Source organism: Arthrobacter sp. E44 (genome assembly GCF_041877125.1).
In the GTDB taxonomy this organism is placed as follows: Bacteria; Actinomycetota; Actinomycetes; order Actinomycetales; family Micrococcaceae; genus Arthrobacter.
Genome location: NZ_JBHDJA010000026.1, coordinates 23,001 through 46,552, shown reverse-complemented (window position 1 = coordinate 46,552; position 23,552 = coordinate 23,001). Strand labels below are relative to the sequence as shown.

At 63.0% G+C, this 23,552-nt stretch carries 24 protein-coding genes; 15 read left to right on the top strand and 9 right to left on the bottom strand.

Going from position 1 to position 23,552, the window contains the following annotated elements; translation table 11 throughout:
* Nucleotides 1-12: 12 nt before the first annotated feature.
* From ACETK3_RS18675 to ACETK3_RS18660, 4 genes are all read left to right on the top strand, one after another.
* The gene (locus tag ACETK3_RS18675; protein ID WP_253033684.1) at nucleotides 13-969 is read left to right on the top strand and encodes a carbohydrate ABC transporter permease; all 957 of its coding nucleotides are present in this window, start codon (nucleotides 13-15) and stop codon (nucleotides 967-969) included.
* 12 nt (nucleotides 970-981) lie between these two features.
* Complete coding sequence (locus tag ACETK3_RS18670; protein ID WP_253033685.1) at nucleotides 982-1,902, top strand: carbohydrate ABC transporter permease; 921 nt, start codon at nucleotides 982-984, stop codon at nucleotides 1,900-1,902.
* Nucleotides 1,903-2,076: 174 nt separating this feature from the next.
* Nucleotides 2,077-2,916 carry a metallophosphoesterase gene (locus ACETK3_RS18665; RefSeq protein ID WP_253033686.1) on the top strand — a complete coding sequence of 280 codons (840 nt, stop codon included), beginning with the start codon at nucleotides 2,077-2,079 and terminating at the stop codon, nucleotides 2,914-2,916.
* Nucleotides 2,917-3,558: 642 nt separating this feature from the next.
* On the top strand, nucleotides 3,559-4,167 hold the full coding sequence (locus tag ACETK3_RS18660) for a recombinase family protein (RefSeq protein ID WP_373993347.1): 609 nt from the start codon (nucleotides 3,559-3,561) through the stop codon (nucleotides 4,165-4,167).
* An 89-nt stretch (nucleotides 4,168-4,256) separates the two neighbouring features.
* Here ACETK3_RS18660 and ACETK3_RS18655 read toward each other — a convergent pair whose 3' ends face one another.
* From ACETK3_RS18655 to ACETK3_RS18620, 8 genes are all read right to left on the bottom strand, one after another.
* On the bottom strand, nucleotides 4,257-4,625 hold the full coding sequence (locus ACETK3_RS18655) for a hypothetical protein (RefSeq protein WP_373993346.1): 369 nt from the start codon (nucleotides 4,623-4,625) through the stop codon (nucleotides 4,257-4,259).
* On the bottom strand, nucleotides 4,622-5,536 hold the full coding sequence (locus ACETK3_RS18650; protein ID WP_373993345.1) for a ParA family protein: 915 nt from the start codon (nucleotides 5,534-5,536) through the stop codon (nucleotides 4,622-4,624). The genes ACETK3_RS18655 and ACETK3_RS18650 overlap by 4 nt, the downstream gene beginning before the upstream one ends.
* Before the next feature lie 20 nt (nucleotides 5,537-5,556).
* Nucleotides 5,557-5,937: a hypothetical protein gene (locus ACETK3_RS18645; protein ID WP_373993344.1), complete on the bottom strand. Its 381-nt coding sequence runs from the start codon at nucleotides 5,935-5,937 to the stop codon at nucleotides 5,557-5,559.
* 66 nt (nucleotides 5,938-6,003) lie between these two features.
* Nucleotides 6,004-7,599 carry a hypothetical protein gene (locus tag ACETK3_RS18640; protein ID WP_373993343.1) on the bottom strand — a complete coding sequence of 532 codons (1,596 nt, stop codon included), beginning with the start codon at nucleotides 7,597-7,599 and terminating at the stop codon, nucleotides 6,004-6,006.
* A gap of 398 nt (nucleotides 7,600-7,997) precedes the next feature.
* Nucleotides 7,998-8,315, bottom strand: a complete 318-nt coding sequence (locus tag ACETK3_RS18635; RefSeq protein WP_373993342.1) for a hypothetical protein — start codon at nucleotides 8,313-8,315, stop codon at nucleotides 7,998-8,000.
* Between the two features lie 9 nt (nucleotides 8,316-8,324).
* Nucleotides 8,325-9,092: an enoyl-ACP reductase FabI gene (gene fabI / locus ACETK3_RS18630; protein ID WP_373993341.1), complete on the bottom strand. Its 768-nt coding sequence runs from the start codon at nucleotides 9,090-9,092 to the stop codon at nucleotides 8,325-8,327.
* Entirely contained in the window at nucleotides 9,093-10,190 is a 1,098-nt protein-coding gene (locus tag ACETK3_RS18625; RefSeq protein ID WP_373993340.1) for a hypothetical protein, read from the bottom strand.
* Complete coding sequence (locus ACETK3_RS18620; protein WP_373993339.1) at nucleotides 10,183-10,482, bottom strand: hypothetical protein; 300 nt, start codon at nucleotides 10,480-10,482, stop codon at nucleotides 10,183-10,185. Before ACETK3_RS18620 ends, ACETK3_RS18625 begins: the two co-directional genes overlap by 8 nt.
* A gap of 129 nt (nucleotides 10,483-10,611) precedes the next feature.
* Here ACETK3_RS18620 and ACETK3_RS18615 point away from each other — a divergent pair, with 129 nt between their 5' ends.
* Nucleotides 10,612-11,328 carry an SDR family NAD(P)-dependent oxidoreductase gene (locus ACETK3_RS18615; protein ID WP_373993338.1) on the top strand — a complete coding sequence of 239 codons (717 nt, stop codon included), beginning with the start codon at nucleotides 10,612-10,614 and terminating at the stop codon, nucleotides 11,326-11,328.
* Here the strand turns inward: ACETK3_RS18615 and ACETK3_RS18610 are convergent.
* Entirely contained in the window at nucleotides 11,322-11,690 is a 369-nt protein-coding gene (locus tag ACETK3_RS18610; protein ID WP_373993350.1) for an ArsR family transcriptional regulator, read from the bottom strand. The genes ACETK3_RS18615 and ACETK3_RS18610 overlap by 7 nt on opposite strands.
* Before the next feature lie 700 nt (nucleotides 11,691-12,390).
* Between ACETK3_RS18610 and ACETK3_RS18605 the strand changes: the two genes are divergently transcribed.
* The 10 genes from ACETK3_RS18605 (at nucleotide 12,391) to ACETK3_RS18560 (ending at nucleotide 23,507) form a co-directional block, all read left to right on the top strand.
* Nucleotides 12,391-13,278 carry a M23 family metallopeptidase gene (locus tag ACETK3_RS18605; RefSeq protein ID WP_373993337.1) on the top strand — a complete coding sequence of 296 codons (888 nt, stop codon included), beginning with the start codon at nucleotides 12,391-12,393 and terminating at the stop codon, nucleotides 13,276-13,278.
* Nucleotides 13,278-13,796 carry a hypothetical protein gene (locus ACETK3_RS18600; RefSeq protein ID WP_373993336.1) on the top strand — a complete coding sequence of 173 codons (519 nt, stop codon included), beginning with the start codon at nucleotides 13,278-13,280 and terminating at the stop codon, nucleotides 13,794-13,796. Before ACETK3_RS18605 ends, ACETK3_RS18600 begins: the two co-directional genes overlap by 1 nt.
* 54 nt (nucleotides 13,797-13,850) lie before the next feature.
* Nucleotides 13,851-15,041: a MinD/ParA family protein gene (locus tag ACETK3_RS18595; protein ID WP_373993335.1), complete on the top strand. Its 1,191-nt coding sequence runs from the start codon at nucleotides 13,851-13,853 to the stop codon at nucleotides 15,039-15,041.
* 10 nt (nucleotides 15,042-15,051) lie between these two features.
* Nucleotides 15,052-15,387, top strand: coding sequence for a hypothetical protein (locus tag ACETK3_RS18590; RefSeq protein WP_373993334.1), 336 nt, complete (start codon nucleotides 15,052-15,054; stop codon nucleotides 15,385-15,387).
* 3 nt (nucleotides 15,388-15,390) lie between these two features.
* Nucleotides 15,391-16,170 (top strand): hypothetical protein, encoded by a 780-nt coding sequence (locus tag ACETK3_RS18585; RefSeq protein ID WP_373993333.1) that lies wholly within the window; start codon nucleotides 15,391-15,393, stop codon nucleotides 16,168-16,170.
* 88 nt (nucleotides 16,171-16,258) lie between these two features.
* On the top strand, nucleotides 16,259-18,019 hold the full coding sequence (locus tag ACETK3_RS18580) for a hypothetical protein (RefSeq protein WP_373993332.1): 1,761 nt from the start codon (nucleotides 16,259-16,261) through the stop codon (nucleotides 18,017-18,019).
* A 25-nt stretch (nucleotides 18,020-18,044) separates the two neighbouring features.
* Nucleotides 18,045-19,607, top strand: coding sequence for a hypothetical protein (locus tag ACETK3_RS18575; RefSeq protein WP_373993331.1), 1,563 nt, complete (start codon nucleotides 18,045-18,047; stop codon nucleotides 19,605-19,607).
* Nucleotides 19,604-21,208 carry an ATP/GTP-binding protein gene (locus ACETK3_RS18570; protein ID WP_373993330.1) on the top strand — a complete coding sequence of 535 codons (1,605 nt, stop codon included), beginning with the start codon at nucleotides 19,604-19,606 and terminating at the stop codon, nucleotides 21,206-21,208. Before ACETK3_RS18575 ends, ACETK3_RS18570 begins: the two co-directional genes overlap by 4 nt.
* Nucleotides 21,205-22,893 (top strand): type IV secretory system conjugative DNA transfer family protein, encoded by a 1,689-nt coding sequence (locus ACETK3_RS18565; RefSeq protein ID WP_373993329.1) that lies wholly within the window; start codon nucleotides 21,205-21,207, stop codon nucleotides 22,891-22,893. The genes ACETK3_RS18570 and ACETK3_RS18565 overlap by 4 nt, the downstream gene beginning before the upstream one ends.
* Nucleotides 22,890-23,507, top strand: a complete 618-nt coding sequence (locus ACETK3_RS18560; RefSeq protein ID WP_373993328.1) for a hypothetical protein — start codon at nucleotides 22,890-22,892, stop codon at nucleotides 23,505-23,507. Before ACETK3_RS18565 ends, ACETK3_RS18560 begins: the two co-directional genes overlap by 4 nt.
* The last annotated feature ends 45 nt before the right edge of the window (nucleotides 23,508-23,552 follow it).

Here is a 23,552-nt window from a genome sequence, read left to right as displayed (position 1 = left end):
GCCAAGAAAACAATGTTCATTGAAACCTCCGGGCCGGCAGCTGGCGTCGCCGCTGCCGGTCCGGCCGGCCGCCCGCATCGCGGCCGCGCCGCCCGCCGTTCGTGGAACCCCTATTTCTACATTCTGCCGGCCGTCGTCCTACTGCTTGTCTGGACGTACTGGCCGCTGGGCCAGACTGTCAACCTGTCGTTCTACGACTGGAACCTGATCCCCACCAAGCCCAAGCAGTACGTGGACGTGCAGAAGTACGCGAAAGTGCTGAGCCTGCCCGAACTCCATCAGGCCCTGCTCAACACCGGGCTGTACATCCTGGCGTTCCTGGCCATTTCCGTGGCCCTGCCGCTGGTGTTCGCGCTGCTCTCGCGGAAAGTCCAGGGCCGCGCGCGCACCGCGTACCAGGCGTTGATTTTCGTGCCGTTCCTGATCACCCCGGTTGCTACCAGCGCCATCTGGCGGTGGCTCTTCGCACCCGAAGGCGGCACCATCCCCGCGATCGCGGCCACCCTTGGCTCGCCGATGGGCAACGTGTTCCGCGACCCGGACGGCTCCATGATCGCCGTGATCGTGATCGTGGGCTGGCAGATGCTTGGCTTCGGCGTCCTGGTGGTCTCGGCCGGCCTGGCGGGCATCAGCCCCGACTACGCCGCGGCGGCCTCCATCGACGGCGCCAGCGGACGGCAGATCACCTGGCGGATCATCCTCCCCCTGCTCTCCCCCAGCCTGGTGTTCCTGTCGCTCATGACCATCCTGCTCTCCGCCCAATGGACCTATCCGATCATCGACCTCGTCACCCAGGGCGGACCGGGCAATTCGTCCACCAACATCTACTACCTGCTGTACCAGTTCGGCTTCCGGAACTTCGACGCCGGCTTGTCGTCCGCAGCCGGAACGCTCTTCTTCCTCGGGTTCGGGCTGATCGCCCTGGTCTTTGTGGAACTCTCAGAGCGCCTCAGCTTCTACGACAACTAGGAAGGGACCACGTTGGCCTTCATTACCATTGCCCCGCCGGCCCAGCCCGGCCCTGTGGGCGCCGCCTCGTCCTCCGGCGCCGACGCACCCGAGAAAAGCACGACGGCGACCCGTCGCCTCACGCGCTGGGCCGCCTGGTCCGTCGTCCCCAGCCACGCCCTCCTGATCGTGTTGGCCCTGGCGTCCATCTTCCCGGTCTACTGGATGTTCGTCACGGCCTTCCGGCCGGCGTCGGACGCCCTGTCCACGAACCCCCTGCCGGGTCCTTTGAGCCTGGAGAACTTCCAGTACGTGCTGAGTACCATTCCCATCGCGGGCATGCTGGCCAACACCTTCGGCATGTCCCTGGTGCTGGCCGGGGCGCAGCTGCTGGTGGCGATCTTGGCCTCCTACGGCTTCGCCCGCTGGGACTTCACAGGAAAGAAGGCGCTCTACCTGTTGTTCGTGGGCTCCTGGCTGGTGCCGTTCCAGGTGACCATGATCCCGAACTACCTGCTGGTCTCCCAGATGGGTCTGCTCAACACCATCACCGGCGTGGTCCTGCCGCAGCTGTGCTCCGCGTTTGCGGTGATGATGCTCCGCCAGCACCTCGAAGCGTTCCCCAAGGACCTGCTGGATGCCAGCCAGATGGACGGGCGGTCGTCGTGGCGGACCCTCTGGGAAGTGGTGGTTCCGAACCTCCGGCCGGCACTCGCCGCCCTGGGAATCATGCTGTTCATCAGCGCCTGGAACGAGTACCTGTGGCCGTCACTGATCATGCAGAAATCCGATGCCCTCATCCAGGTGGGCATCCGCGGTTTCCTCGGTGCCGAGGGGAACAACTGGGGCGCCATCATGGCCGCGTCAGCCTTGGCCTGCCTGCCGATCTTCCTGATCTACATCTTCCTGCAGCGCTACGTGGTGGACGCGTTCGTACGGTCGGGACTGAAATAAGGGCCGATGCCGTCTTCGTTGCGCGTTTGCATCCGGGCTGTCTGCGACCGCCAGCGGACCGGCTGCCTGCGATCCCGGCCATCAGCCCCCACCTTCCATCGGCGTCGCCAACGCCTTCGTGTTGTCCGGCAGTAAGTGCCGCGACCGACTCCTACCCAACAGATAAGGAACACCATGAAAATTGTCCAGATCACCGACACGCACCTCTCCCACCTCGGCGGTGTCTCTAACGAGAACTTCCAGCAGCTCGCGCGATTCATCAACGACCAACTCCGCCCGGACGTCGTCGTCCACAGCGGCGACATCCTCATCCTCAACCCCGACAACGACGCGGACCGGGCTGCGGCGAAGCAGGCGCTGAACCTCATCGACGCGCCTCTGTATGTTGTGCCCGGCAACCACGATGTCGGTGAACCCGGCGAACACCCGTGGGCCGGAATAGCCGCAACAAGCGCCCGCACCAAGGCCCACATCGATGCGTTCGGCCCGGACAGCTGGGTTCACATCGTCGGCGACTACGCGATCGTTGGTTTCAACAGTGAGATCATCGGCGCCGGCATCCCCGAGGAGCAGGAGCAGTGGCAATGGCTGGACACCGTCCCGGAGAAGGTCGCGGGCCGCCCCACCCTCGTGTTCTGCCACAAGCCACTTTGGCAGCCCACCATTGAAGAGCCCGTGCACACCCTGAACATCCCCGCCCAATTCACGGAGCGGCTACTCGGCGTCTTCAACCAGGTTCCGGTGAAGGCCTACGGCAGCGGTCACGTCCACATTTACGCGCAGGGCAAACACGCTGACGCGCTGACCATCTCAGCGCCCTCCACCGCCTTCCTCGCCAAAGGCGCGATAGACCTTCCCGTACTCGAGCAACTCGGCGTCGTCGAGTACATCTGCGAGAACGGGAACGTGGAAGCGTACTTCCGCTCCATCCCGACCCTCGTCGAGGGCGACCCACGCGAGATCCCGGAATTCAACGCCGCGCTGGCAGAACTCGGCATCACCCTCGAGGTATAAGACGCGGCGCGCCAACGGCGCCATGACGGAAACGATCGCGGGCGTGGATCGGGCCTGCCATCGGCTGACGACATTGACGGTGCCATCGTCGGCTAAGTTTGCGGGTCCGCTCCCCGTCCCAGTGGACTTCGGAACATCCGCCAAGGATCCTGAGCGCGCGGTTGCGCCAGCACGTTTCCCCTGCCCGGGTACGGGCAGGGGAAACGTGCTGTTAAACCGCTAACGACTGTTCTAGACGGTCTTTAGTGGTTTCCCTGCTGTGTAGTACTTGCTGGCCCACATGTAAGAGCGGAAAATTGGCGCCGGGGTCGGTCCGTAAGTGGATCCGCGCCTGAACTCGTAACGGACTGCTAGTTTTTTCGCGGCGATGGCTGCTTCATCGGCCGCCTTCTTCGCTGCGACATACGTCATCCCTTCCGGCCAAGATGAGTTTGGCTTCCATCGATAAGACTTCGCCCCCACAGAGTCTGAGCCCACGCAAGCGACCGTCCCACTTCCTTGGAACTGGGACAGCACCGGTGGGACACTCCCCCGCCTGCCGACTTCTGCGGAAGGCCGCGTAACCTGACTGTCCCGTTTGTTGTCCCAAAACTCCCGCCACAATGACCCGTCACAGCCACAACATTCGGTACGGTTCCAGGCATGGACATTGGCTACGCGAGGGTATCGACGGCGAAGCAGGATCTGGCCCGGCAGCTGGACGCCCTAGCGGCCGCCGGCATCAGCAGGGAACACGTCTTCGTGGATAAGAAGTCCGGGGCCACTACCGCCCGCCCTGGGCTTCAGGATGCTCTGCGCCATGCCAGGGACGGTGATGTGCTCGTGGTTCATACGCTGGACCGGCTAGGCCGAACTGTGCGGGACACCTTGAACATGGTCCATGAGCTCCGAGAGCGAGGTGTGGGCGTGCGAACATTGGCCGATCCCCTCGCCGTTGACACCACCGAGCCGGACAGTCCCATGGCGCAGCTGGCGTTTGTCATGCTGGCGCTGTTCGGGCAGATGGAACGCACTTACGCGGCCGAGCGCGCGGCCCACGCGCGTAATGTGGCCACGGCCAACGGCCGGCGCACCGGGCGGCCGTCCGTAGTGGATCCGGCCAAGCTCGAACACGCTGCCCTGCTCCGGGCCAATGGTGCGACCGTGCGGGAGATAACCACCAAGACCGGGCTGAAACGCACGACGCTGTACCGCCATTTGCCGCCACGATCCCCCGCTGCGGAAACCGGGGGTTCGCCCCCGGCCTACTGAATATTCCGGCCTTCCGCCCCGCTGGGGTCCAGTAAGACAGTTCAGCGGCGGGGCAGACCCCGCCGCTGAACACCAACCCCAAGACTGGGTCAGCTGTCCTTGAGCCTGCGGCCCCCGGGGAGATTCTCGCCCCAGGACGGGTACATCTCGCTATTGTTGTGCTCGGCTTCCCGGCGGGCCGTCTCTGCTTCGATCGCCTTGGCCACGAAATGGCTCCAGGTGTTATCCCCTTCGGTGTAGCTGGTCGCCCGGTATGCGGCCCGTGCACGGTTACGGAGCGCGGCGGGGATACTCACCGTCATATTCGCTGTTTCGGTGTCCTTGGAGTCTGCCTTCTTCGGTGTCTCTGGCCGATGGCCAGGGAGCATCCGGGCCAGGGGTGCCTCTGCGGCGGGTGCGGCGGCGCGTCTCGGGGGCAGTCCGAGCGCGGGCCGGCTGGGTGTGGGTTCTGCGCTCACGCGTTGACCTCCTGAGATTCTGCGACGGCGATGCGTCGTGTCACTTCCATGGCGACGGCGTGGAGGTCCTCGGCCACGCTGGAAGCGGACTTCGGCCCCGGGTTCCCGCCTTTCGCTTCCCCGCGCAGGACCTCCCACCATTTCGGTCCTTTGCTGAGTTCCCGTTCTAGCTCGTGGGCCAGCAGTCCACGCTCACGGCATGCCTGGGCGGTTGCCTCTGCGTGGCGAATGGACATCGGGAACAGCACTTCGTCTGTACCAAAGTCTGCTGTGAGGTGGTCACGGGTGACCTTGTGAACCTGCTTGGAATTCGTGCCGGTCCCGACCAGAACGACGCCCAATAAGTCCAGCGACGGGTTGAGTCCGACGACGCTGTCCATGCGTGCTGCGACCGCGGCGACGCCCTTACGACTAGACATGTCAGTCTTCAACGGCACCACTGCGTACCGCGCTGCGGCCACCGCTGCCGCCTGCAGCGGCTCGTTCCCAGGCGGACAGTCGAGTAGAACCAGGTCGTACTCCCCCGCTACGCCGGCAAGCAGCTTGGCCAGGGCTAGCTGTGCAGCGTCACGGTCCTTCTGGGCCTTGGCTCCGAGGAATGCTGCCGCATCGTCGAGGTGAGGGCCTCCGGCAATGACGTCCAGGTTGGGACGGACGCCCAGCAGCAGGTCAGGTTCCGCGCCGAAGCACAGCGAAGCCGCTAGGCTCCTGCCACCGTCGCCTTGGTCGGCATAGCCTAGGTCCTCAGCGAGGTTGCCCTGAGGATCTAGGTCCACGAGCAACACACGCGATCCCCCCTCGGCTAGGAGTCCGCCCACGTTGGCCACCAGGCTGGTCTTGAAGACCCCGCCCTTACCGTTGATTACCGCGATTACGCGGCTAAGGGCACTGCGGTCCAGATCAAGTTTCATCAAATTCCCTCCCAAAGTGATTACAGCGTAGCCAGCGATGCTGGTTTTGTTTGTGAAGCTGGGTTCCGTGTCTTCTCTTTTTTCACTTGTGAAGCAAGTGAAAACGGTAAAACCAGCGAACCCAGCCAATTCAGCGAACCCAGCGAACCCAGCGAACCCAGCGAAAGCAGTGAAAGCAGTGAAAGCAGTGAAAGCGATAAAACAAGTGAAGGCGGTGTTTCCTGTGTTACTGGCTTCGCTGGCTTCACTTGTGAAAACAGCAAATGTGGGGACACTTGATGATTCGGGCGATGTTCACGTTTCCGGATACACCAGGATCGACGGTCATCCCGCGCGGCCCGAGGCAGGACCAGCCAGGCGGGTTGCCGGTCGACAAGACGGGCCGGATTGGACAGCTTCATCTACTGTTGCAGGCCCAGGATCTGGAAGGTCGAAAATCACTCGCCCGGGACCCACATGCAGTGCTTCTACGCGGCTGCCCACAGATTATCTGGGCAGAAAGGTCCGGTGTCGCCTGGTGGCAACCAGAATTCATCGCGTTCGGACTCATAGAGGTCTGCCGCGGAGATGGGCTCGGGTGCGTGGTGGCGGTCGAGCCATGAGTGCCAGGCTGCGCGTTCTCTCCGGTTCCTGCTGATATGAGCTTGGACGTCGTCCAGGACGCCGAGACGGACGGCCAGTTGCGTAAGGCCCGTGCCTGCGGTGATTTTCCAGTGTCGGCCATCGCGGTGGATCATGCCGAGGGCTGTCATATCAGCCAGTGCGTTGTCGACAGCATTGCGGCTGATGCCGGTGGCACGGATGATTTCGGCGGCCGTGGGGGAATGCCGGCCTCGCTCGATGGCTTCATAGACGAGGGCGGCCGGGTCGCCCAGGGCACGGAACACGGGCCGTATTCCGTGGATTTTGCCCTTGCGCCAAGTGAGTTCGCGGGCAAGCTGCTGGAAGTGTTCGGGCAGCTGGATCAGATAGACGTCGGCGGCTTTGTACCGGGCGTCTGCTGTTTTAGTGAGGATGCCATCGGAGTTTGCGGCGAGAATCGGCAGGAGCCGGGCCACCGTTCCGTGGTGTTTGCCAACTGCCACGGCCAACGTGCGGCATCCAACGTCGAGGACATTCGTGTTCTTGGCCCTCATGTAACCCAGCAGCGCCCGTAGTAGGAGGCGAAGGCTGAGGCCCTCACGACCGCGCTCTTTAAGCCTGTGGTCCAGGAGCGCGTGTAGGACATTTTCCAGATCGTTCACCAGTTGGTGGATAGCCGCGGTGCTTAGGTTGGGTGCCCCCCCCGTGGGTTTAGTTGGGCTTGTGTCGTTAATAAGTGCATGCCCTGCTCCTTGTTTTCTGGCGGCTCGTTCTTGAACGTAGGCAGTGGCGTTTCCCCACTCCTTGGACAAGAGCCTGTCCTGCTTGCTGCGGCTGCCGTAAAGGGCGGCCAGACCGGTGAACTGGCCCGTGAGCTCGTTCTCGACCTGAGAAAGAGTCCAGCCGGAGCCGACGAAATGGTTCAGGACAGCCAGGCGTGCCTCGGAAGGGGTAGGGTATCGGTTCGTGTCGAACAGGCCGGTCCGCGCGATCCTCCGCAGCGGTGATTGACTCCCAGCCAGCAAGGGCACAGCGGCCTGGGCAGGGTTGGGGAGTGCTGCAGCCCTGCGGAGCCGGTCTTTGAGCTCCTGGCGCCGGCGCAGTTCAGGTGCGAGTTTCCGGCGCAGCGCTTCCACAGCAGGGGCTGGGTTCCGGTGCCGGAGGATGTCATACGCGGCCGACAGCGGTGTGACCAGGACTTGGTGGCCCCCAGACTTGTGCGGGGAGCCGGGGACACGGATGCAGCCGTCCCCGAGGTTTTGATGAGGTCCTGCGTCGAGGCTGGGGGCCCGAAGCGTCATCGCTTCAATGAGCTCGCGCGCAGCTGCTCCGTCCATACGCTTCTCCAGCGGCACGTACAGGTGGATACCTCCACTGGGGGAGAAGTCCTGGACGAATCGCAGGCCGCATTCAGCCAACAGGTTTCCGAGGCCGGTGGCGTCGGCGTCGACGACGTGCTTGGCGGCTTTAGAGGTATCCAAGTCAAGGCACAGCGTTGCCACGGACCCATCAGTGCCGTGGACCATGACCGCTGCGGGCGCATCTGGAAGAGCGTCTGTGATCCGCGGTGGGGTGTCAGGCCGTGGATACACGAACCGCTGGCCGCGCCAGCGGCCAGCCCGGTACACGGATTGTCCGGCGATCAGCGGAGCCAGTTTCCACGCCTGCCTGGGCGTGGTTTGACACGAAAGACTCGGCCGCGCGTTTGTTGACGCGGATGGGTAGGGCTGTACCATAGACAGCAGTTACTCCTCTCGGGGGGTATGCAAAGATCCACCCACTGGGTGGGTGTTTGATAAAAGTTCAGATCGTGTCCCGCCAAGAACGAGATCTGAACGAAATACTTAACGAAGGCCCGCCAAGTGCGGGCCTTCAGTTATTAACTGGCCTTCGCGATAGGCAAAGCCTCCTGGTGGATCTGAAGCTCACTGAGGTCAACGCTGTCGATATGCTTCGCAACTATTGGCGTCAGGTAGTCGACTGCGTTGGTGTCCAGAGCAGCCAGAATCGCGCGAAGTTTCTCGGCACGGTGGATGTCCGGTTTAACGTTAAACGTGTGCCGGTCGCCCTTGGACGGGCGGCCCCCCTTGGTCAGCTTCTGCAGTGGCATAGTGCCATCTAATCGGTTTCCGTTATTGAAATAGCCGAGCAGCGGCGGCGTGTCGTGTTCTTTATGTATGCAGATGTTCCCGACCATGGCCAGACTTCACATTCCCATGACGTGATAGCCACCGTCGACGTGGACAATTTCCCCCGTGGTCGCGGGGAACCAGTCCGACAGGAGTGCAACAACGGCTTTCGCTACCGGCTGCAGGTCCGTCCTGTCCCATCCCAGGGGTGCGCGGCCTTCCCACACGCCGTCTGCGTTCTCAATTCCATCGATGGCCGCCACGGTGAAGTTGTCCAGAGGTCCGCAGGCGACAAGGTTAGCCCGGATGTTCCGTGCTCCCAGGTGGTAGGCGAGATATCGGTTGGTTGATTCGTAGGTCGCCTTGGCTACGCCGGCCCAGCCATAGATTGGCCATACAGGGGTTCCGTCAAGGGTGACGCCCACAATGCTCGCCCCATCGTTAAGTACTGGGAGGCAGGCTTTTGTAACCGCCTGGAGCGATGCTCCGGAGACCTGAAGGCTCGTGGAAAGGTCGTCCCAATCCGCTGTCATGAAGCCTGCGCCGACGGCCTCTGGCTTGCTGGCCGAGATGCAGTGGATGATGCCATCCAGGTTGTCTGTGTGTTCCAAGAGTCTCGTGTGCAACGAGTCAAGATCCTCCTGGCTGGTGGCATCCAGCTCGAGAACGGGCCCGGGGGAGGGGAGACGCCCTACGATCTTTTGAGTGATCTTGGCGCGCCGACCGAAGCCTGTGAAGATCAGGGTCGCCCCTTCTCGCTGTGCGAGCTCCGCGGCCGCGTAGGCAATGCTGCGCTCCGTGAAGATACCCGTCACGAGTATCGTCTTTCCGTCCAGAATTCCCATTTAAGCTCCTTTGCCCGCGGGCGCCAGGCTTGTCATGAGGTAACGGCTCTCGCCCTCAAGCGAGCCGATCGGTGCTACTGCAACTGTGAATGACCGCCAGGTCTCGGCTGTGGTCCTTAAACGAACATTGGTCGCTGTCTCCGGGCCAATCCGCCCCGCGGCAGCCGATGCGAGATGGTGTTCAAAGCTGAACTTGTCGTCGGGGTGGGCGAGGGCGGCCAGGTTGCCTTCAAAGTCAGGCAGGAGTCCGAAGTCGGCCCACTTGGCGGACGTCCTGAATGTCACTTCCTGCTGCATGTCGATCGCGGCAAACGCTCGATCTGTGGACAGTGCGAAGATCGCCTCAGTCACCAAACCGCTCGAGACGGGGGACAGGCCAGGCGTAATGAGCTTCTGGGGTGAGGCTACCTCGCGGCTGAAGCCGCGCAGCATGATTGCCTCGGGATAGTCGGGATCGTCATAGGCCCGCGCTGAATTGGCGATCTGCTTCTTGCTTGGGTTTGCGCTTCCGTAGCCGTAGACGACCTCATACGAAAGCAGGTGCCGGCTGCGGTTGTTTACGGAAATCCCACTATCGATCACCAGTTTGATGGTGTCCCGGTCTTTAGTGGATATGAGCTTGGCCAGCCATTCGCCGGCGGGCCCCCGATTGCTTTCGACAGTAGCGGGATCAATCCCGTAAATCTTGAAAAGATTGTCGTCCCAAAGGGACGCATCGTCGCCCAAGTTCTTCCCGGTTTGCTTGCATACCCGCCATTGCCACGTGCCAATGACAGGCGCGTCCGGGGTCGGGCGCCCGGGGTGTTCAAAGATGCCGTAGGCCCCGACGATCTGCTTGCCGTCCGGCGACACTATGGGTTTGGCAACAACGGCAAACTCGGCGGCCCCATAGCGAACGATGCCATCGAAGGCTTCTCCTGCGGTAAGAGCTGCGCGCAGCTTGTCCAGCAGCAGTGTCCTCGTGCGTGCGTCCAGCCAGTTCCTCGGGCTGATGCCGGGATAGTTCTCGCCGCCGACTGCAAGCAGGGATGCCCCGTCCTGCATCGCGTCCAGTATGACCCAACGGCCTTTTGCATCGAGCTCTTGTTGCTTAGACATGGATGCCCTTTCGTTCTGTCGGAACGGGAGACTGTTTCGGCGCATGCGTAAGCGGCTCCCCGAATAAGGAGCTTAGGTCAACCGCCAGGTGGATTTCCTCGTCAACTGTCCGCACGATGCCGGCCGTTTCCAGCTTGGAAAGCTCCCGGGCGACGACGGAGAGGCATAGCTCAAGTCCTTCAGCGATCTCTGCTGGCCGCTGCGGAACCTGGAGAAGGTTCAACGCGCGGAGAATCCGGAGGGACGGGATGGAAGCTGCGGCGCATACAGCCTTGATGGCATCGGAGTGCATGACTTTAAGCCCTAACAAATTGAGGGTTGGAAGCCAGCACACCACTGTCCAGCAGCACACTTGAGGTATGGGAGATATAGGCCCACAGGTCACACGGGCCACTTTGGACCCTACCTGTACAGTGCAAAGGTGGGCAAGTTTATTGTTGAGTCGCCAGTCGCATTCGTAATCGGAGCATCCAGGGGGATAGGGGAAGCAACCGCGCGACGGTTCCTGGACGAGGGCTATGTCGTAGCCGGCACCCATCGTGGAAGCGGCGTCATCGACGGTGTCCACGGAATCGAATGCGACGTCACCGACAATGGCGCGATGAAGGCCGCATTCAAGGAGATCGCCAGCTCCTATGGACGGCTCGACACAGTGGTCTACAACGCCGGAGTGGCCCGTCAAGATCTTCTCATTCGGATGCGTGACGAAGACCTGCGATCAGTCATGGAAACAAACCTTTTCGGGGCATTTACCAGCGTCCAGGAATCGTTGAAATACATGGGGCGGGCGCGATCCGGGTCCATTGTTCTTATCTCCTCTGAATCATCTCGGACCGGGATACCTGGCTCTGCCCACTACACGTCATCGAAGGCTGCACTTGATGGCTTGGTGCGCTCTGCAATGTGGGAGGCGGGCCCCCGCGGAATTCGAATCAATGTGGTCGCCCCCGGTCCCACCAAGACCGACATGCTGGCCAAGGTCGAAGAGGCTGACTTGGAAAAGCTCATTGAAAGTTCGCCGCTGCGGCGGATAGCTGAGCCGGATGAAATCGCAGACGCGATTTTCAAGATCAGCACGCTGTCGTACCTCACTGGCGCTCTCATTCCCGTCACCGGCGGCGAAGGCCTGGGTTACTGACCTTCCGGGTCGTCCTGGCCAGGAAATTTCATAAGGTCGATGCCAAGGAAGTCATAAAGGGCCTTGGCCATTCGGCTGTACCTTTCCCTGTCGACTTCCCATCGCGTTGATCGCCCTATGCGCTCACCGCGCGGCGGATCGCCAATGAGGATGCCCAGATCTTCAAGCTGATCCAGGTTTCTGCCCACAACATTTGTTTCCAGGGCCAGATCCTTGACTAGCGTCGCCCGCAGTGTCGGACCCTTCGTGTAGAGATAGCCGACGATGGCGAGCCGGGCAGGGGTGCTGATAACCCTTTGGGCTATGAGGAGATCCTCTGACCAGTTCTCCTCGGGCAGGGCGTATTTAGGCACGCTCCCCATTGTGCCCCTAAGCAACTTTATTTTCATACCCGCTCTGCCTCCATCGATGCTAAACATCTCTCTATGAATACATTTAATGTATTCTTAGATACGCTTAATGAGTTCATTATGCTACATTGTAGGCAGTGATGAAGACATTAAGCGAGTTCTTCGACGCTCTGCCCGAGCAGGCACGTGATGACTGGTGCTCGCGGGAGCGGTCTGCTCGAGCCCGTCACTTGACAAGCACTACGGCGGGAAATGGGGAACAGTATGCCGGGTCCTCCACCGAAGGAATTTTGTCTGTGGAGGAGGTAGGGCTGGGACCGGAACAGTGGGGAGGGACGGAAATGGCCAGCTTGGTGCCTTTTGGCGTTATGTGGCCGGCAACGGCTGAGCTGAAGGCTTCCACTGTGGCCGCAGTCCGCCTGGATCGCAGCGACGATGAGAACGTCTTTGGGGAAGCGGTGCGGGTTTCCTGCCACAGTCCATTGGGGAATTCTTTTGAAGCACGCCAGGGGACGGCCTGATGGTGGCTGGGCGTAAGTTGGCAGCGGCCGTGACCGCCGGCGTACTGGCTATCGGTTTAGTCGTTGTCGTCCTGGATGAGGGCGGCACGCCTGCGCAGGCGGCTGCCTCCTGTGCAGCAGCGGCTAGCGATGTTGGTTCACCGGCACAGCCGGCACCCACTGGGGGAGTGGCTGGTTTTGATGCTGAGCAGATGAAGAATGCCTCGGCAATCATGGGAGCGGCCAAGTCTTTGGGCCTTCCGGTGGCTGCCCAGCTGATCGCTATTCAGGCTGCTATCGGTGAATCCGGCCTCCGCGTCCTCGACCATGGTGATGGGCCGGGCCCGGATTCGCGCGGCCTATTCCAGCAACGGGACTCGTGGGGCCCCTACGCGGAGCGGATGGACCCTGCCAAGTCCTCAGCGCTTTTCCTCAAGGCCTTGCAGAGGGTGGAGGGCTGGGAGTCTCTGGAGCCAACCATCGCTATCCACCGCACTCAGCGGAACGCGGACCCGAACCACTACACGAAGTTCCGTGCCCAGGCCACGGAGGTCTTCAAAGCCCTCGGCGGGGAGGCCGCAGCAGTTGTGGACCCGTCTGGAGTCTGCCCGGCCGAGGGCAACGAAGTCATCGGAGACCTGGCTGGTAGGTGGGTCAAGCCGATGGCCGATGCCGACATGACCAGCGGCTACGGACCTCGACAGGCTCCTGGGGGAACAGCCGGGGGAGTGTTGGCGAACTTTCATTACGGCATCGACTTCGCCCAGCGCGGAGGCCCCGGGACGATCGTGGCCGTCACGGACATGAAAGTCGTCAAGGTCCGCCATCTGGACGGCATGTTTGGCACAGGCGTGACGGGGCAGACCACTGACGGGAAGGTCACGATCGGCATGTACCACATGGAGGCCGGCTCAGTCCGGGTCAAGGAGGGCGACACGGTCGCCGCGGGCACGCCCTTGGGCACCGAAGGCGCCACCGGCAACGTCAGTGGCCGCCACCTGCACATGGAGTTCTTCGCCGGGGCACTGCCCAACCCGATGGTTCCGATCAATCCCACGATCGACCCGACCTCGATCCTGAGAGAGAAAGGCATTCTCTGATGCGCAAGCAACACGCCCTCACGGCAGCCCTGGCAGCAGTACTTTCCCTGTGCGCGTGCGCCGGGGGCTCCCAGAACGAACCAGCGGCAAAATCAACTCCTACCGTGAGCATCGGCCAGGAGAACTACGCCGAAGACGGGCACGATCACGGCGCGGACGAACACTACGGCGTCCCGGAAGTGACCTGGGATGCAGCAGCGGAGAGGGCGGTCAAGGACACGGCCAGCAAGGTCATGGTCCTGTTCGCCCGCCCCAACGTTCCGGAAGCGGCCTGGTTCTCAGACCTTGCCCCGTATCTCGCGCCGGAATACGCGGCGGATGCGAAGTACATCGACCCGGCGCGGGTGCCGATCCGGAAGGTCACCGACGGCCCGGCAATCAGCAGGGAAGCCGGTAACCCGCTGACCGTCACTGCGACGTTCTCAACCGACGCAGGGAGGTGGCAGATGCTCCTGCACCGTTCCGGGCAGCAGCAGCCCTGGCTCGTGGCGACCATTTCCCCGCAAGAGCCGGCCTAGCGGCCACGACCTCATGACATGACCAATCCTGAAACGAGCGAGAGGAACAATCCCATGAGTACGAACTGGCAGGGGAGCGAGCGGAAGAGCCGCGCGCCCATTAGTCTGACCGATCCAGAGTCCGAAGAAACAGCAACAGAACCCGCAGTGGTCATCCACGCGGTACCGGATACGCAGGCCGCGGCAGAGCCACAGCCGCGGCAGCCGGCGGGGGCGGACCCTCGTGAGGCCCCTTTGGTCAGCGGCCGCCGCAGCGCCGCTGTCCTGCGCAAGGAGAACGTGAACGATCAGCTACCGCCGGCTACCGGATGGCAGGCGTTCCTCCGTGCTGTGAGCTTTGGCCTGATCAGCCCGAAGGTCGGCGCGGCCGAGCTGGCCCGCCGGGCGGACCTGTCAGCGATCCAGCGCGTGTACTCACGTCCGATGCAGATTATGGTCGCCCAGCCCTTGGGCGGCGTGGGCAAGACGATGTGCAGCGTTGGCTTGGGTTCCACGTTCGGGATCCACTCAGGGCAGCAGACACTGGTGTGGGACAACAACGAAATGATGGGCACCGCCGGCGTCCGAACGAACGCGAACGACTCCACCAGCACCGTCTGGGACCTGCTGAACGTCCTGGAGTCCTTCGAGACCGTCACCGCGCGCAAAGGTGAGCTGTCCTACTACACCCGCCATCAGGGCAACAACCAGTTCTCCGTCTTGGTCGCTGACGAAGACGCGGACCGGATGAAGTCCATCGGGGCAGATGAGTTCAACCGCATCCACACGGTGGTCAGCCGCTTCTACGACACCATCATCGTGGACACCGGGAACAACACCCGCTCGGATAACTGGCTTGCCTCCATTGAGGTCACGGATCAGCTGGTGATCCCGACAACGCTCAAGCAGAACGCCGTGGTTTCCGCGTTGAGGATGATCGAGCAGCTCGAGTCCATGTCCGAACGCACCGGGAACCCGCATTACAAGGACCTGGTCTCCAACGCTGTCGTCCTGGTCACTCAGGGCGGTGGCCAGAAGGCCTCCGCGGCTGAGCAGGCAAAGCTCCGGGAAATCCTCGGCTCCGCTGTGCGGATCCTGATCGATATTCCCTATGACAAGGCCCTGGATACCGGCTCCATCATCGACTGGCAGCTAGTCGGGGACCCGGCCCGGCGCGCGTTCGAACGTGCCGGCGCCGAAATCGCCACCGGACTCCTGGCCGCCGACAGCAAGCGCACTACTTCAGCCAAGAACAACAACCGATAGGACCATGGACATGTTCAGCACCATTACCAACGAACTCATCATCCGCGCTGCCGCTGACAACCCTCTGGGAGGGGTCACCCCGGACATCAGTGTGTTCGGCGTGAAGTTTCAGAACGCCATCGAGCTTGTCCTGGGCGGCGTCTGGGCTTTGGCGTTGATTCTTGTGGCGGGCGCGTTCCTGTGGAACCTCGCCAAGTGGGGCTTCGCCCGCCAGCGCGGCCACTCCGACGACATCGAGGAAGGCGCATCGGGTGCGAAGAAGAGCGGCATTGCCTTCGCCGCAGTAGCCGGTGCCAGCGTCATTCTCGGCGGCATCCTGGCCCTCACCAGTGCCGCAGGGGCCTAACCCATGCGGAAGCACTGGAAAGCACTCACTGCGGTAGGGGTAGTGATCCTGGCCGTCGCCGTTGCCGTGATTCTCATCAACCGCCCGGCACCGGCCACGGAACAGGACCCAAGTTCGCTTCAGGCGTCCGGGAAGTTCGGGTTCCCAGTCTCCGAAATCAAGATCGGCGAAGGCGGAACCAAGAAAGCAAGTGACGGCAAAACCATCACAGGCTACAACGGCACCTGCGACTCAGCCGCCCAAGCCGCAGCCAACTACACACACCTCATCAAGGATGTGAACGTCACTACGTGGGCGCAGCACAAGAAAACCCTCACTGAGCTATCCAAGCCCGGGCCATGGTTCGAGAAGGTCACCTTCAATGGAAACCTCGCCGTGGACGCCAAAGATCGGCTTCCGGGCGCTTTTGACGGTGGCTGGTACACCCGAACTGATGTGGCTTCTGGTGGCCTGTACCGGGTTGCCGACTGCGAAGAGAAGAACCGGGCCATCGTCCAGGTGTTCGCTGGAGCCGTCAGCGCGAATGTAAAGACGGCTCCGAGTGCCTTCTTCGAGACCGTCACGCTTGAACTGGTCTGGGAGGGTGACTGGAAGATCTCCGACGCCGCAATCGTCCCTGCCAATCAGGACTTCGGCGGCCGGGTCAAAGACGGTGGTCCGATGAGCGTCGGCACCAACATGGAAGGGGAGCCCACTCCGGTTCTTCGAGACGAACTGGTCAATGCCTTCTTCAAGGACAAGAGCCGGGAGGGGTGGGTCGAGTTTGCAAACGCTAAGCGCTAACAGGACGATCCGCCTCGTCGCAGCCCTGCTGGCGATGCTCCTCGGTGTGGGTGTGGTGTTCGCTGGCCCCGCCCACGCGGCGGAGGACGTGAGCACGACTGAGAAGCTGAATGCTGACCAGCTGAAGCGCCTCGCCAGCCTACCGGAAGCCCAGCGGAACCAGATCCGTGACCGGCTCAACCACGAACTGGGCAAGACAGCCTGCGCTGACATGTGGTTCTTCGGGGCCATGGGCAGTAGCAACTGTGAAAACGTCTCTGCCAAGGCGTTCGGGACATTCCTGACCACGCCCGAAAAGGCGCTGGACTACGACGGCAGTAACACCGCGCCGTTCTGCTCGGCACTTCCCGCATCAGGTGCACCTGCGACGGCCACTAGGTGGTGCGTGCAGGGAGCGGCGTGGAAGAAGTTTGCACCGATTGCTGGTGTCGTGCTTCGTACTGCACTGCATGCGACACCGGGCGGACAGGCGGTGTTGGGCACCGTTGATACCGTGGCGTTCATCGCGAACGCGAAGGACGGGTTTGAGAAGTTCGCGAACACCGTCAAGGACGAGGGCGTGAAGGCCACGAACGAGGTGTTGAACAACCTGCTGAAGGTGTCCGCGTTCGAAATTGAGGATGCGTTCCGGAATACCTGGGCGGCATTCTCGGGTATCGGGATCCTGATCATGGGGCTGATGTATTTCAAGCTGTGGAAGGACGTATCGAACGAGGAGATTGATCTAGACTCGGCCCGGCAGTCGCTGCTTTGGTACGGGCCGCTGTCGACGATCCTGGTTTTGTTCGGCCCTGCCCTGGGCTATGTGATCAATGGGTGGATGACAGGAATCACCGAGTCGGTGACGTTCTGGACGTCCAGCCGGGTGACGGATTTCGGGGTCGCGATTTCCCGGTTCGCCTCGTATGAGTCCAGCGGCGCGTTCGGTCCCTTGGCGGCCGTGGTCCTGTTCGGCTTGTTGTTCTTTGCGGCGTGGGCGCTGCTTGGCTTGCTGGCGCTGCAGCCGCTTGCCCTGTACCTGCTCGGGCTTGGCCTTGCTCTCATGATCGGTTTCATGATCCATCCGAAGTATCGGGAGCGTGTGGGCAAGACGGGTGCACTGTGGATGGGTATCGCGCTCTCCAAGCCCTTGCTGTTGCTGATGATGGGTGCCGTGTTCAGCTTCATCGCCTCCCGTCCGGCGTTCAGCGACGAGGGCGTTGAGGACGGCATGGTGAACGCCTCCTCGGTGTTCCTCGCCGGTGCGGCGATGCTGGTTCTGGCGTTCGCCCCGACTGTGCTGTTCAAGTACGTGCCGATCCTGCCGTCCTCCTCGACCAGTCTGGGGGCAAACCGGCAGTCCATTGCGGGCGCGGCCATGGTGGCTGGTGCCGGGGCGGGTGTCTCTGCTGCGATCAGGCAGCGAAGGACCGCGCAGGTCCAGTCCGGGACTTCGGGTGGCGGCGGCGGCCGATACGGAGGCAGCAGTGTTGCTCCCCGGTCCGCGGGGCAGGGAACACCGGGTGCGGATCAGGGCACGCCGGGACTTGGGTCACCGGGACGGCGGAGCGCTGCTGGGCGGTTGGCCAGCGATCGGGGACCGCAGAGCGGACAGAGCCAGGCTCCACAGGAGACGCGGACGGTCGGCGAGTTGCAGAAGGCCGAGCTTGCGGGGAGCGGCGGGGCCAAAGCGGCCCAGGCCATGCGGACCGGTGCCGCTTCGGCGGGCCGGGGGTCCGCGAAGATCGCGGCGGGAGGCGCTACGGCTTTCCTGCTCGCGGGCCGGGAAGCGGCGCGCCAGGCCTCGATGCGGGCTCAGCGGGCCGCGGGGTCGATGGCACCGGATACCGACCACATCAGTGGCCGGTAGGAAAAGCACCAGGGAGTAGGTAGTCATGGGAAGAATGGTTGTTGTCGGCGGCGAGGTCCAGCGCCGCGGCCTGTTCGGGGGAAACCGGACAGCACCGGAATGGCTTGGCCTGTCCGCGGCCGTGGGCGCGGGGCTGTTGGTGGTTATGGCCGGCGGCAGCCAGATTGTCAGCCTGATCATCGCCGCTGTCCTGATCCTGGCCGGGATCATTCTGACCACGCCAAACAAGTTTTCCGGGCACCGCTCCCTGGGTGCCCTTTTCGTGGAGGCCCGCCACAAGAAGACCCGGCGCCGGAACAAGTCCCTGGTATTCGTCCCGGTCAAGGACCGCCCGCAGACCCGGATGATCAAAGCCGGCAGGAACGACAGGGCCCGGGCGGATGCGAAAGGCATGATCGAGGTTCCCGTCCGCCACAAGAACAACGCGCCGCTGATGGTGGGCACCGTCCGCCACTTCACGGTGGAGACCCCGGACGGGCGGCTGGTCGTGTTCCGCCATCAGGGCAAGATCAAGAAGGCCTATTACACCGTCACCATGGAAATCCTCGGTTCGTCCTCGGCCATCAGGGAGGAGCACCGGAAGGAGTCCGGGCATGTGGCCCGCGGGCAGTACCTGGCCCGGCTGGCCCGCCGCCAGTCGCTGGTGACGCATGTGCAGTCCCTGGCACGGGCCGTGCCGATGGACTCGGCCGATCACCTGTTGTGGGTGAAGAAACGGGTCGCCAAGGACGTTCCAGGGATCCTGCTGGAGTCCTACGGGGCGCTGTGTGAAACGGTGCGGTCCCGCTCCGAGCAGCACCGGACCTACGAGACATTCCGGATCCCGAACTCCGCGGCGCTCTTCCGCCGTGCGGACGCCCTCGGCGGCGGGGATGAGGGTATCGGGCAGGCGATCTATCAGGAAGTCCGCTCTGCCATGGCCCAGGCCACGATGATGGGATCGATCCTGGACTCCCGGCCTCTGGGTCCCCGGTCCATGGCTGCCCTGCTGCGCCACCTGCAGGACCCGGACTTTGACATCGACGACTACGAGGGCGCTGACCTGATGGACTGCTGGCAGCACCTGGACGGCGAATCCTCGCCATTGTCGTTGGTCGTGAACAACCGCTGGCACATCCGCACCGGGTACGTTCCGGCGTCGGCGTTCAGCCCCCAGGCCATCCCTGTGGAGGCGCTGGAGGCCGTGATCAGCGGCATCCAGCCCGCCGTGGTGCACTCGGTGTCCATGGTCATGGAGCTGCAGGACGCGCGCAGTGCCCGTTCCAAAGCCCGTACCGACGCGGCGATGGACCGGGCGAAGAAGAAGGCCATTGAGAGGTCCGGTGTCGTCACTGACGGTTCGGACGATGTCCTGCTGGACGCATCGCACCAGCGCCTCCTGGATCTGAAGCCCGGTTCCGGACACCACGGGGCCGCGTACGCGCTGTACATCTCGTTCGCGGTGGAGAACGAGGACGAGATCCTGTCCACCACCGACATTGTTGAGGCCGCGGCCGCCGACGCCGGTATCGAGTTCATTGACTGGATGGACCACCGCAACGACCTTGCCCTGATCACCACCATGCCCTTCACGAGGGGAATCCTATGACCACCATGGAAGAAGGCCTGTCGCTCCCGCAGCCGCGGAGCCGCAGGCTGTGGCGTACTGTCCGGGCCCAGGAGCGGGCCGAACAGTTGACCCTGGACGCGGCACCGGCCGGGGTCCGGGCCCGGAAACGGCCTGCGTCCAAGTCCGCCGCGAAGAAGGCAGAGAAGAAGGAAGCCAAACGCCGGGATCAGGCGGAGTCCAAGGCGAACGCCTCCACCCGCTGGCACCATGAGCGGAAGTGGAAGTTCGCGTCCCGGCTGGGGTTCTATGACCCGGCTGCGCCGGGGGTTGAATCCTCCACCCGGCAGATGGAATTCTCGCACATGGCCATCGCCTCCCCGCCGACCTCGCACCGCGGTCTGGTGTTCGGGGTGGACGCGGGCTCGGGGTGGATGATCGTCCACGATCCCTTCACCGCCTACGGTGACACCATTGAGTCCCCGAACGTCTGCTACATCGGTGACCTCGGGCAGGCGAAGTCCTCGGCCATGAAAACCTGGGGTGTGCTGCGCCAGCTGATCCTGGGCCGCCGCGTCGTCGTGATCGATAAGAAGTACCAGACCGATATCGGCGGCGGTGAATACACGCCGCTGGCCAGGAAACTCGAGGTCGCCACCGTGCAGTTCCGTATCGGCGGCGGCGGCTCCCGGATCAACATCCTGGATCCCGACATCGCAGCCCGGCTGAATGAAGAAGCAGACGAGGGCGATCTTTCCACCCCTGCCGGCCAGTCCATGCTGGTCCGTGCCGTGATGGAGGAAGCGCTCCGACGTCCGATGAGCCCCAAGGAGGGCAAGGCCGTCCGCATGGCGCACCGCCAGGCCCTGGCGACCGCTAAAAGCGCCGGGGAAATCGCGCACATCGGGCACATCCTCAAAGCCCTTTACGCCCCCGACCCTGACGCGGCCGGAGCCGCAGGCCTGACCGTGGAGGAACTGCGCGAGTGGGGCCAGGACCCGGCGTTCGAGCTCGAACGCATGATCGAGGACGATCTGGCCGGCCTCATCGACGGGCCCACCAGTGAAGACATCCGGCTCAATTCCGGCCTGACCGTCTTCGACGTGTCCCTGCTCCCGGAGGACGGCCCGGCACTGCCGATCGTCATGACGATCATCAACACCTGGCTGGCGAACACCCTGTACCGGCAGAGCACGCCGGTCCCCACCACGCTGCTGATCGAGGAGGCATGGCACACCGTGCAGGGCTCGGTGGCCACGGTGACCCGGCGCAACACCAAGCTCTCCCGCGCCCTGTCGCTGTCGTGCCAGTTCGCTTTCCACCACATCTCCGACATTCCCGAAGACAGCCCGGCCATCGCGATGCTCAAAGAATGCGGAACGGTCCTGCTGTACAAGCAGCAAAAAAGCGCCGACGCCCTGGCCTGCGAGCAGATGTTCAACCTGCCGCCGGGCTCCGCCGAAGTCATCTCCCGGCTGGTCAAGGGAACGTGCCTGTTCAAAATCGGCAGCCACGACCCCTTCGAGGCCATCCACGTCCGCAGCCCCTTGGAAGTCGAACTCACCGACACGGACAGCGCCATGAAATCCGCCAGCACCATCGCCTTCAACGAAGAATCCACCGTCACGGAGGTACCGGCATGAGCAGACCCACGTCCACAGACACACTCCTGAAACTGATCCTCGTCGGAGCCGTCGCCGGCCTGCTGGCCATCGCCTGGGTTTCGGCGTTCCTGGGCGAACTCCTCACCCCGACCGGGATGCCGTGGACCACCATTCCCCAGCTCGTGTCGCGCTTCAAGGCCGGCACCTTCCAGTGGCCGGCGGCCGCGACGTGGATTCTGATCGCCCTGGCGGTCGCGGCGTTCATCGGTGCAGCGTTCCTGAGCAGCGTCGCCGGACGGAAACCGCAGGATGACGGCCTTCCCCGGTACAAGGACCTCGAATCCCGGATGGGCAGGAAAGCGGCACTGGCGAAAGCCCGGCAGTCGCTGCACCTTCCCGAAGACGCTGCCGAGGAAGACATCATCGTGCCCGCGTTCAAACTTGACGGCAAAATTCTCTATGTCCAGCACGAAGACTCCATGTGGGTCTACGCGCCGCAGCGCTCGGGTAAGACCCTGTATTTGGCCGTCGGTATCGTGTTGAACGCTCCCGGCCCTGTGCTGGCGACCTCCACGAAGAATGACTTGCTGATGTACACAGCGGTGGCGCGGCAGCGGCGTGGGACCGCGCAAGTGTTTGATCTGCAGGACATTTCCGGGTGGCCCGACACGATCAGTTGGAGCCCTGTCGCCGGGTGTGAAGATCCCGACGAAGCCTTGGCCCGGGGCAAGGCGTGGGCCGGGGCCCAACCGATGGGGAATGTGAAGAACGGGGACTGGTTCAACTCCAAGGCCGCCGCGATCCTGGGCCGTTTCCTGCACGCCGCAGCCCTGGATGGCGGCACCATCGAGGACGTGGTGCGGTGGTCCAACAACTTCGCTGACCCTGAGCCCTTGGAGATCCTTCGAGAGCATGGGGCACCTGCTGCGTTCGCTGAACGCCTGCAGGCGCTGACCGCCTCCCGCGCGGGGGAAACCGTGGACTCCATCCAGGAGACACTGGCAGGGCTTCTGGAGCCGCTCTCGTCACCCAAGGCTCTGCAGTTCCTCACCCCGGGCGAAGGTCAGGGGTTCGATGTCGAAGCATTCCTGACAGGGGCCAATACCTTGTATCTGCTCACGGACGGGGAAGATTCCCCGGTTGCCCCGTTGGTGACGATGTTCGCGGACCATGTATTCCGTAAAGCTCAGAAAATCTCCCAGACCCGCGCGGGTGGCCGTCTGTGGCCTGTCTTCACCATGGTTCTGGACGAAGCCCCCAACGTCGCCGCGTTCCCAAAGATGGCCGGTGCACTGTCGGACTCCGGCGGCCGAGGCATCCGCATCATCGGGTTCAGCCAGTCGTTCGCCCAGAACCGCGCCCGTTGGGGCGTTGATGGGGCCAAGGCCATCCGCGGGACCTCGTCAGTGCGCCTGTTCCTTCCAGGCCTGGAAGAAATGGATGAACTCGAAACGGTCGCCAAAGCCGCCGGCACCACCAAGCGCAAACGCGTTTCGACCTCTCAGGGCAAGGGCGGCTCTTCGAGGACGACCAGTGAAGAGGAACGCCCGGTGATCCGCGCCCACGAAATCCAGCAACTGCAGCAGGGCAAGGCGTTCATGCACTACACCAACGTCCGGCCCGCCGTCGTGGAGCTCACCCCGTACTGGGAACGTGAGGACGTTGAGCAGATCAAAAAGGACAAGAAGGCCGCCGAAGCCGTGACCCGCCGGGTCACCGCATGAACCAGGGCCCTGACGCAGGCACCCTGTTCACGGACGAAAAGCCGCCCACAGAGGATGCTCCTGCCGGGGTTGACGCTGACGGGGTGCTTCCCTCGGTCGAAGAGCTGGTATTGGAGCATGACGGCCAACTGGGGCAGCTCCGAGCAGACGTTGATGGTTTGGCCGGCCTGATGGGAGACCTCATCAGGAAGCCGCCCCAAGAGAAGCCAGCGCCCTGGAATTGGAAAGAGCTGGACGGCCCCGGCGCCGCGGCCCTTCTGACAGAGTTGCGTCAATGGGTTGACTGGTACAACGGCCGCTACGGCGTCACGGCCGAATCCAGGATCCCCGGTTGTTGGTACCAGCACGGCCCAGTGGTCGAAGAACTCACCGGTGTTTGGGTCGCCTGGCGGGCAGCCTACTACGGCCACAAAACCCCGAACGACGCCGCCGCATCCTGGCACGAACGGACCCTTTGGCCGGCCATCAGCCGGATCAAGAAGGGCACGTGGGGCCTCTCCGCATGCAACCCCATGCACAAAGACCCCCGCCCTAAGAACGAGCCCTCCACCGATAACGGGTTCGCAGCATTCGTCATCAGCCTGGAGCGGGAACCAGAAGGAAAACAAGCATGAAAGCCACACGCCATGCCCGGTGACCCGAGGCAGCTCTTCGATCAA

Excerpts from the sequence above, each read along its gene's own strand:
- ACETK3_RS18675 (WP_253033684.1), top strand. The coding sequence starts at position 13 with ATGTTCATTGAAACCTCCGGGCCGGCAGCTGGCGTCGCCGCTGCCGGT.
- ACETK3_RS18665 (WP_253033686.1), top strand. The coding sequence starts at position 2,077 with ATGAAAATTGTCCAGATCACCGACACGCACCTCTCCCACCTCGGCGGT.
- ACETK3_RS18660 (WP_373993347.1), top strand. The coding sequence starts at position 3,559 with ATGGACATTGGCTACGCGAGGGTATCGACGGCGAAGCAGGATCTGGCC.
- ACETK3_RS18650 (WP_373993345.1), bottom strand. The coding sequence starts at position 5,536 with ATGAAACTTGATCTGGACCGCAGTGCCCTTAGCCGCGTAATCGCGGTA.
- ACETK3_RS18645 (WP_373993344.1), bottom strand. The coding sequence starts at position 5,937 with ATGAAGCTGTCCAATCCGGCCCGTCTTGTCGACCGGCAACCCGCCTGG.
- ACETK3_RS18635 (WP_373993342.1), bottom strand. The coding sequence starts at position 8,315 with ATGGTCGGGAACATCTGCATACATAAAGAACACGACACGCCGCCGCTG.
- fabI (WP_373993341.1), bottom strand. The coding sequence starts at position 9,092 with ATGGGAATTCTGGACGGAAAGACGATACTCGTGACGGGTATCTTCACG.
- ACETK3_RS18625 (WP_373993340.1), bottom strand. The coding sequence starts at position 10,190 with ATGTCTAAGCAACAAGAGCTCGATGCAAAAGGCCGTTGGGTCATACTG.
- ACETK3_RS18620 (WP_373993339.1), bottom strand. The coding sequence starts at position 10,482 with ATGCACTCCGATGCCATCAAGGCTGTATGCGCCGCAGCTTCCATCCCG.
- ACETK3_RS18610 (WP_373993350.1), bottom strand. The coding sequence starts at position 11,690 with ATGGGGAGCGTGCCTAAATACGCCCTGCCCGAGGAGAACTGGTCAGAG.
- ACETK3_RS18605 (WP_373993337.1), top strand. The coding sequence starts at position 12,391 with ATGAAGAATGCCTCGGCAATCATGGGAGCGGCCAAGTCTTTGGGCCTT.
- ACETK3_RS18600 (WP_373993336.1), top strand. The coding sequence starts at position 13,278 with ATGCGCAAGCAACACGCCCTCACGGCAGCCCTGGCAGCAGTACTTTCC.
- ACETK3_RS18595 (WP_373993335.1), top strand. The coding sequence starts at position 13,851 with ATGAGTACGAACTGGCAGGGGAGCGAGCGGAAGAGCCGCGCGCCCATT.
- ACETK3_RS18590 (WP_373993334.1), top strand. The coding sequence starts at position 15,052 with ATGTTCAGCACCATTACCAACGAACTCATCATCCGCGCTGCCGCTGAC.
- ACETK3_RS18585 (WP_373993333.1), top strand. The coding sequence starts at position 15,391 with ATGCGGAAGCACTGGAAAGCACTCACTGCGGTAGGGGTAGTGATCCTG.
- ACETK3_RS18575 (WP_373993331.1), top strand. The coding sequence starts at position 18,045 with ATGGGAAGAATGGTTGTTGTCGGCGGCGAGGTCCAGCGCCGCGGCCTG.
- ACETK3_RS18570 (WP_373993330.1), top strand. The coding sequence starts at position 19,604 with ATGACCACCATGGAAGAAGGCCTGTCGCTCCCGCAGCCGCGGAGCCGC.
- ACETK3_RS18565 (WP_373993329.1), top strand. The coding sequence starts at position 21,205 with ATGAGCAGACCCACGTCCACAGACACACTCCTGAAACTGATCCTCGTC.
- ACETK3_RS18560 (WP_373993328.1), top strand. The coding sequence starts at position 22,890 with ATGAACCAGGGCCCTGACGCAGGCACCCTGTTCACGGACGAAAAGCCG.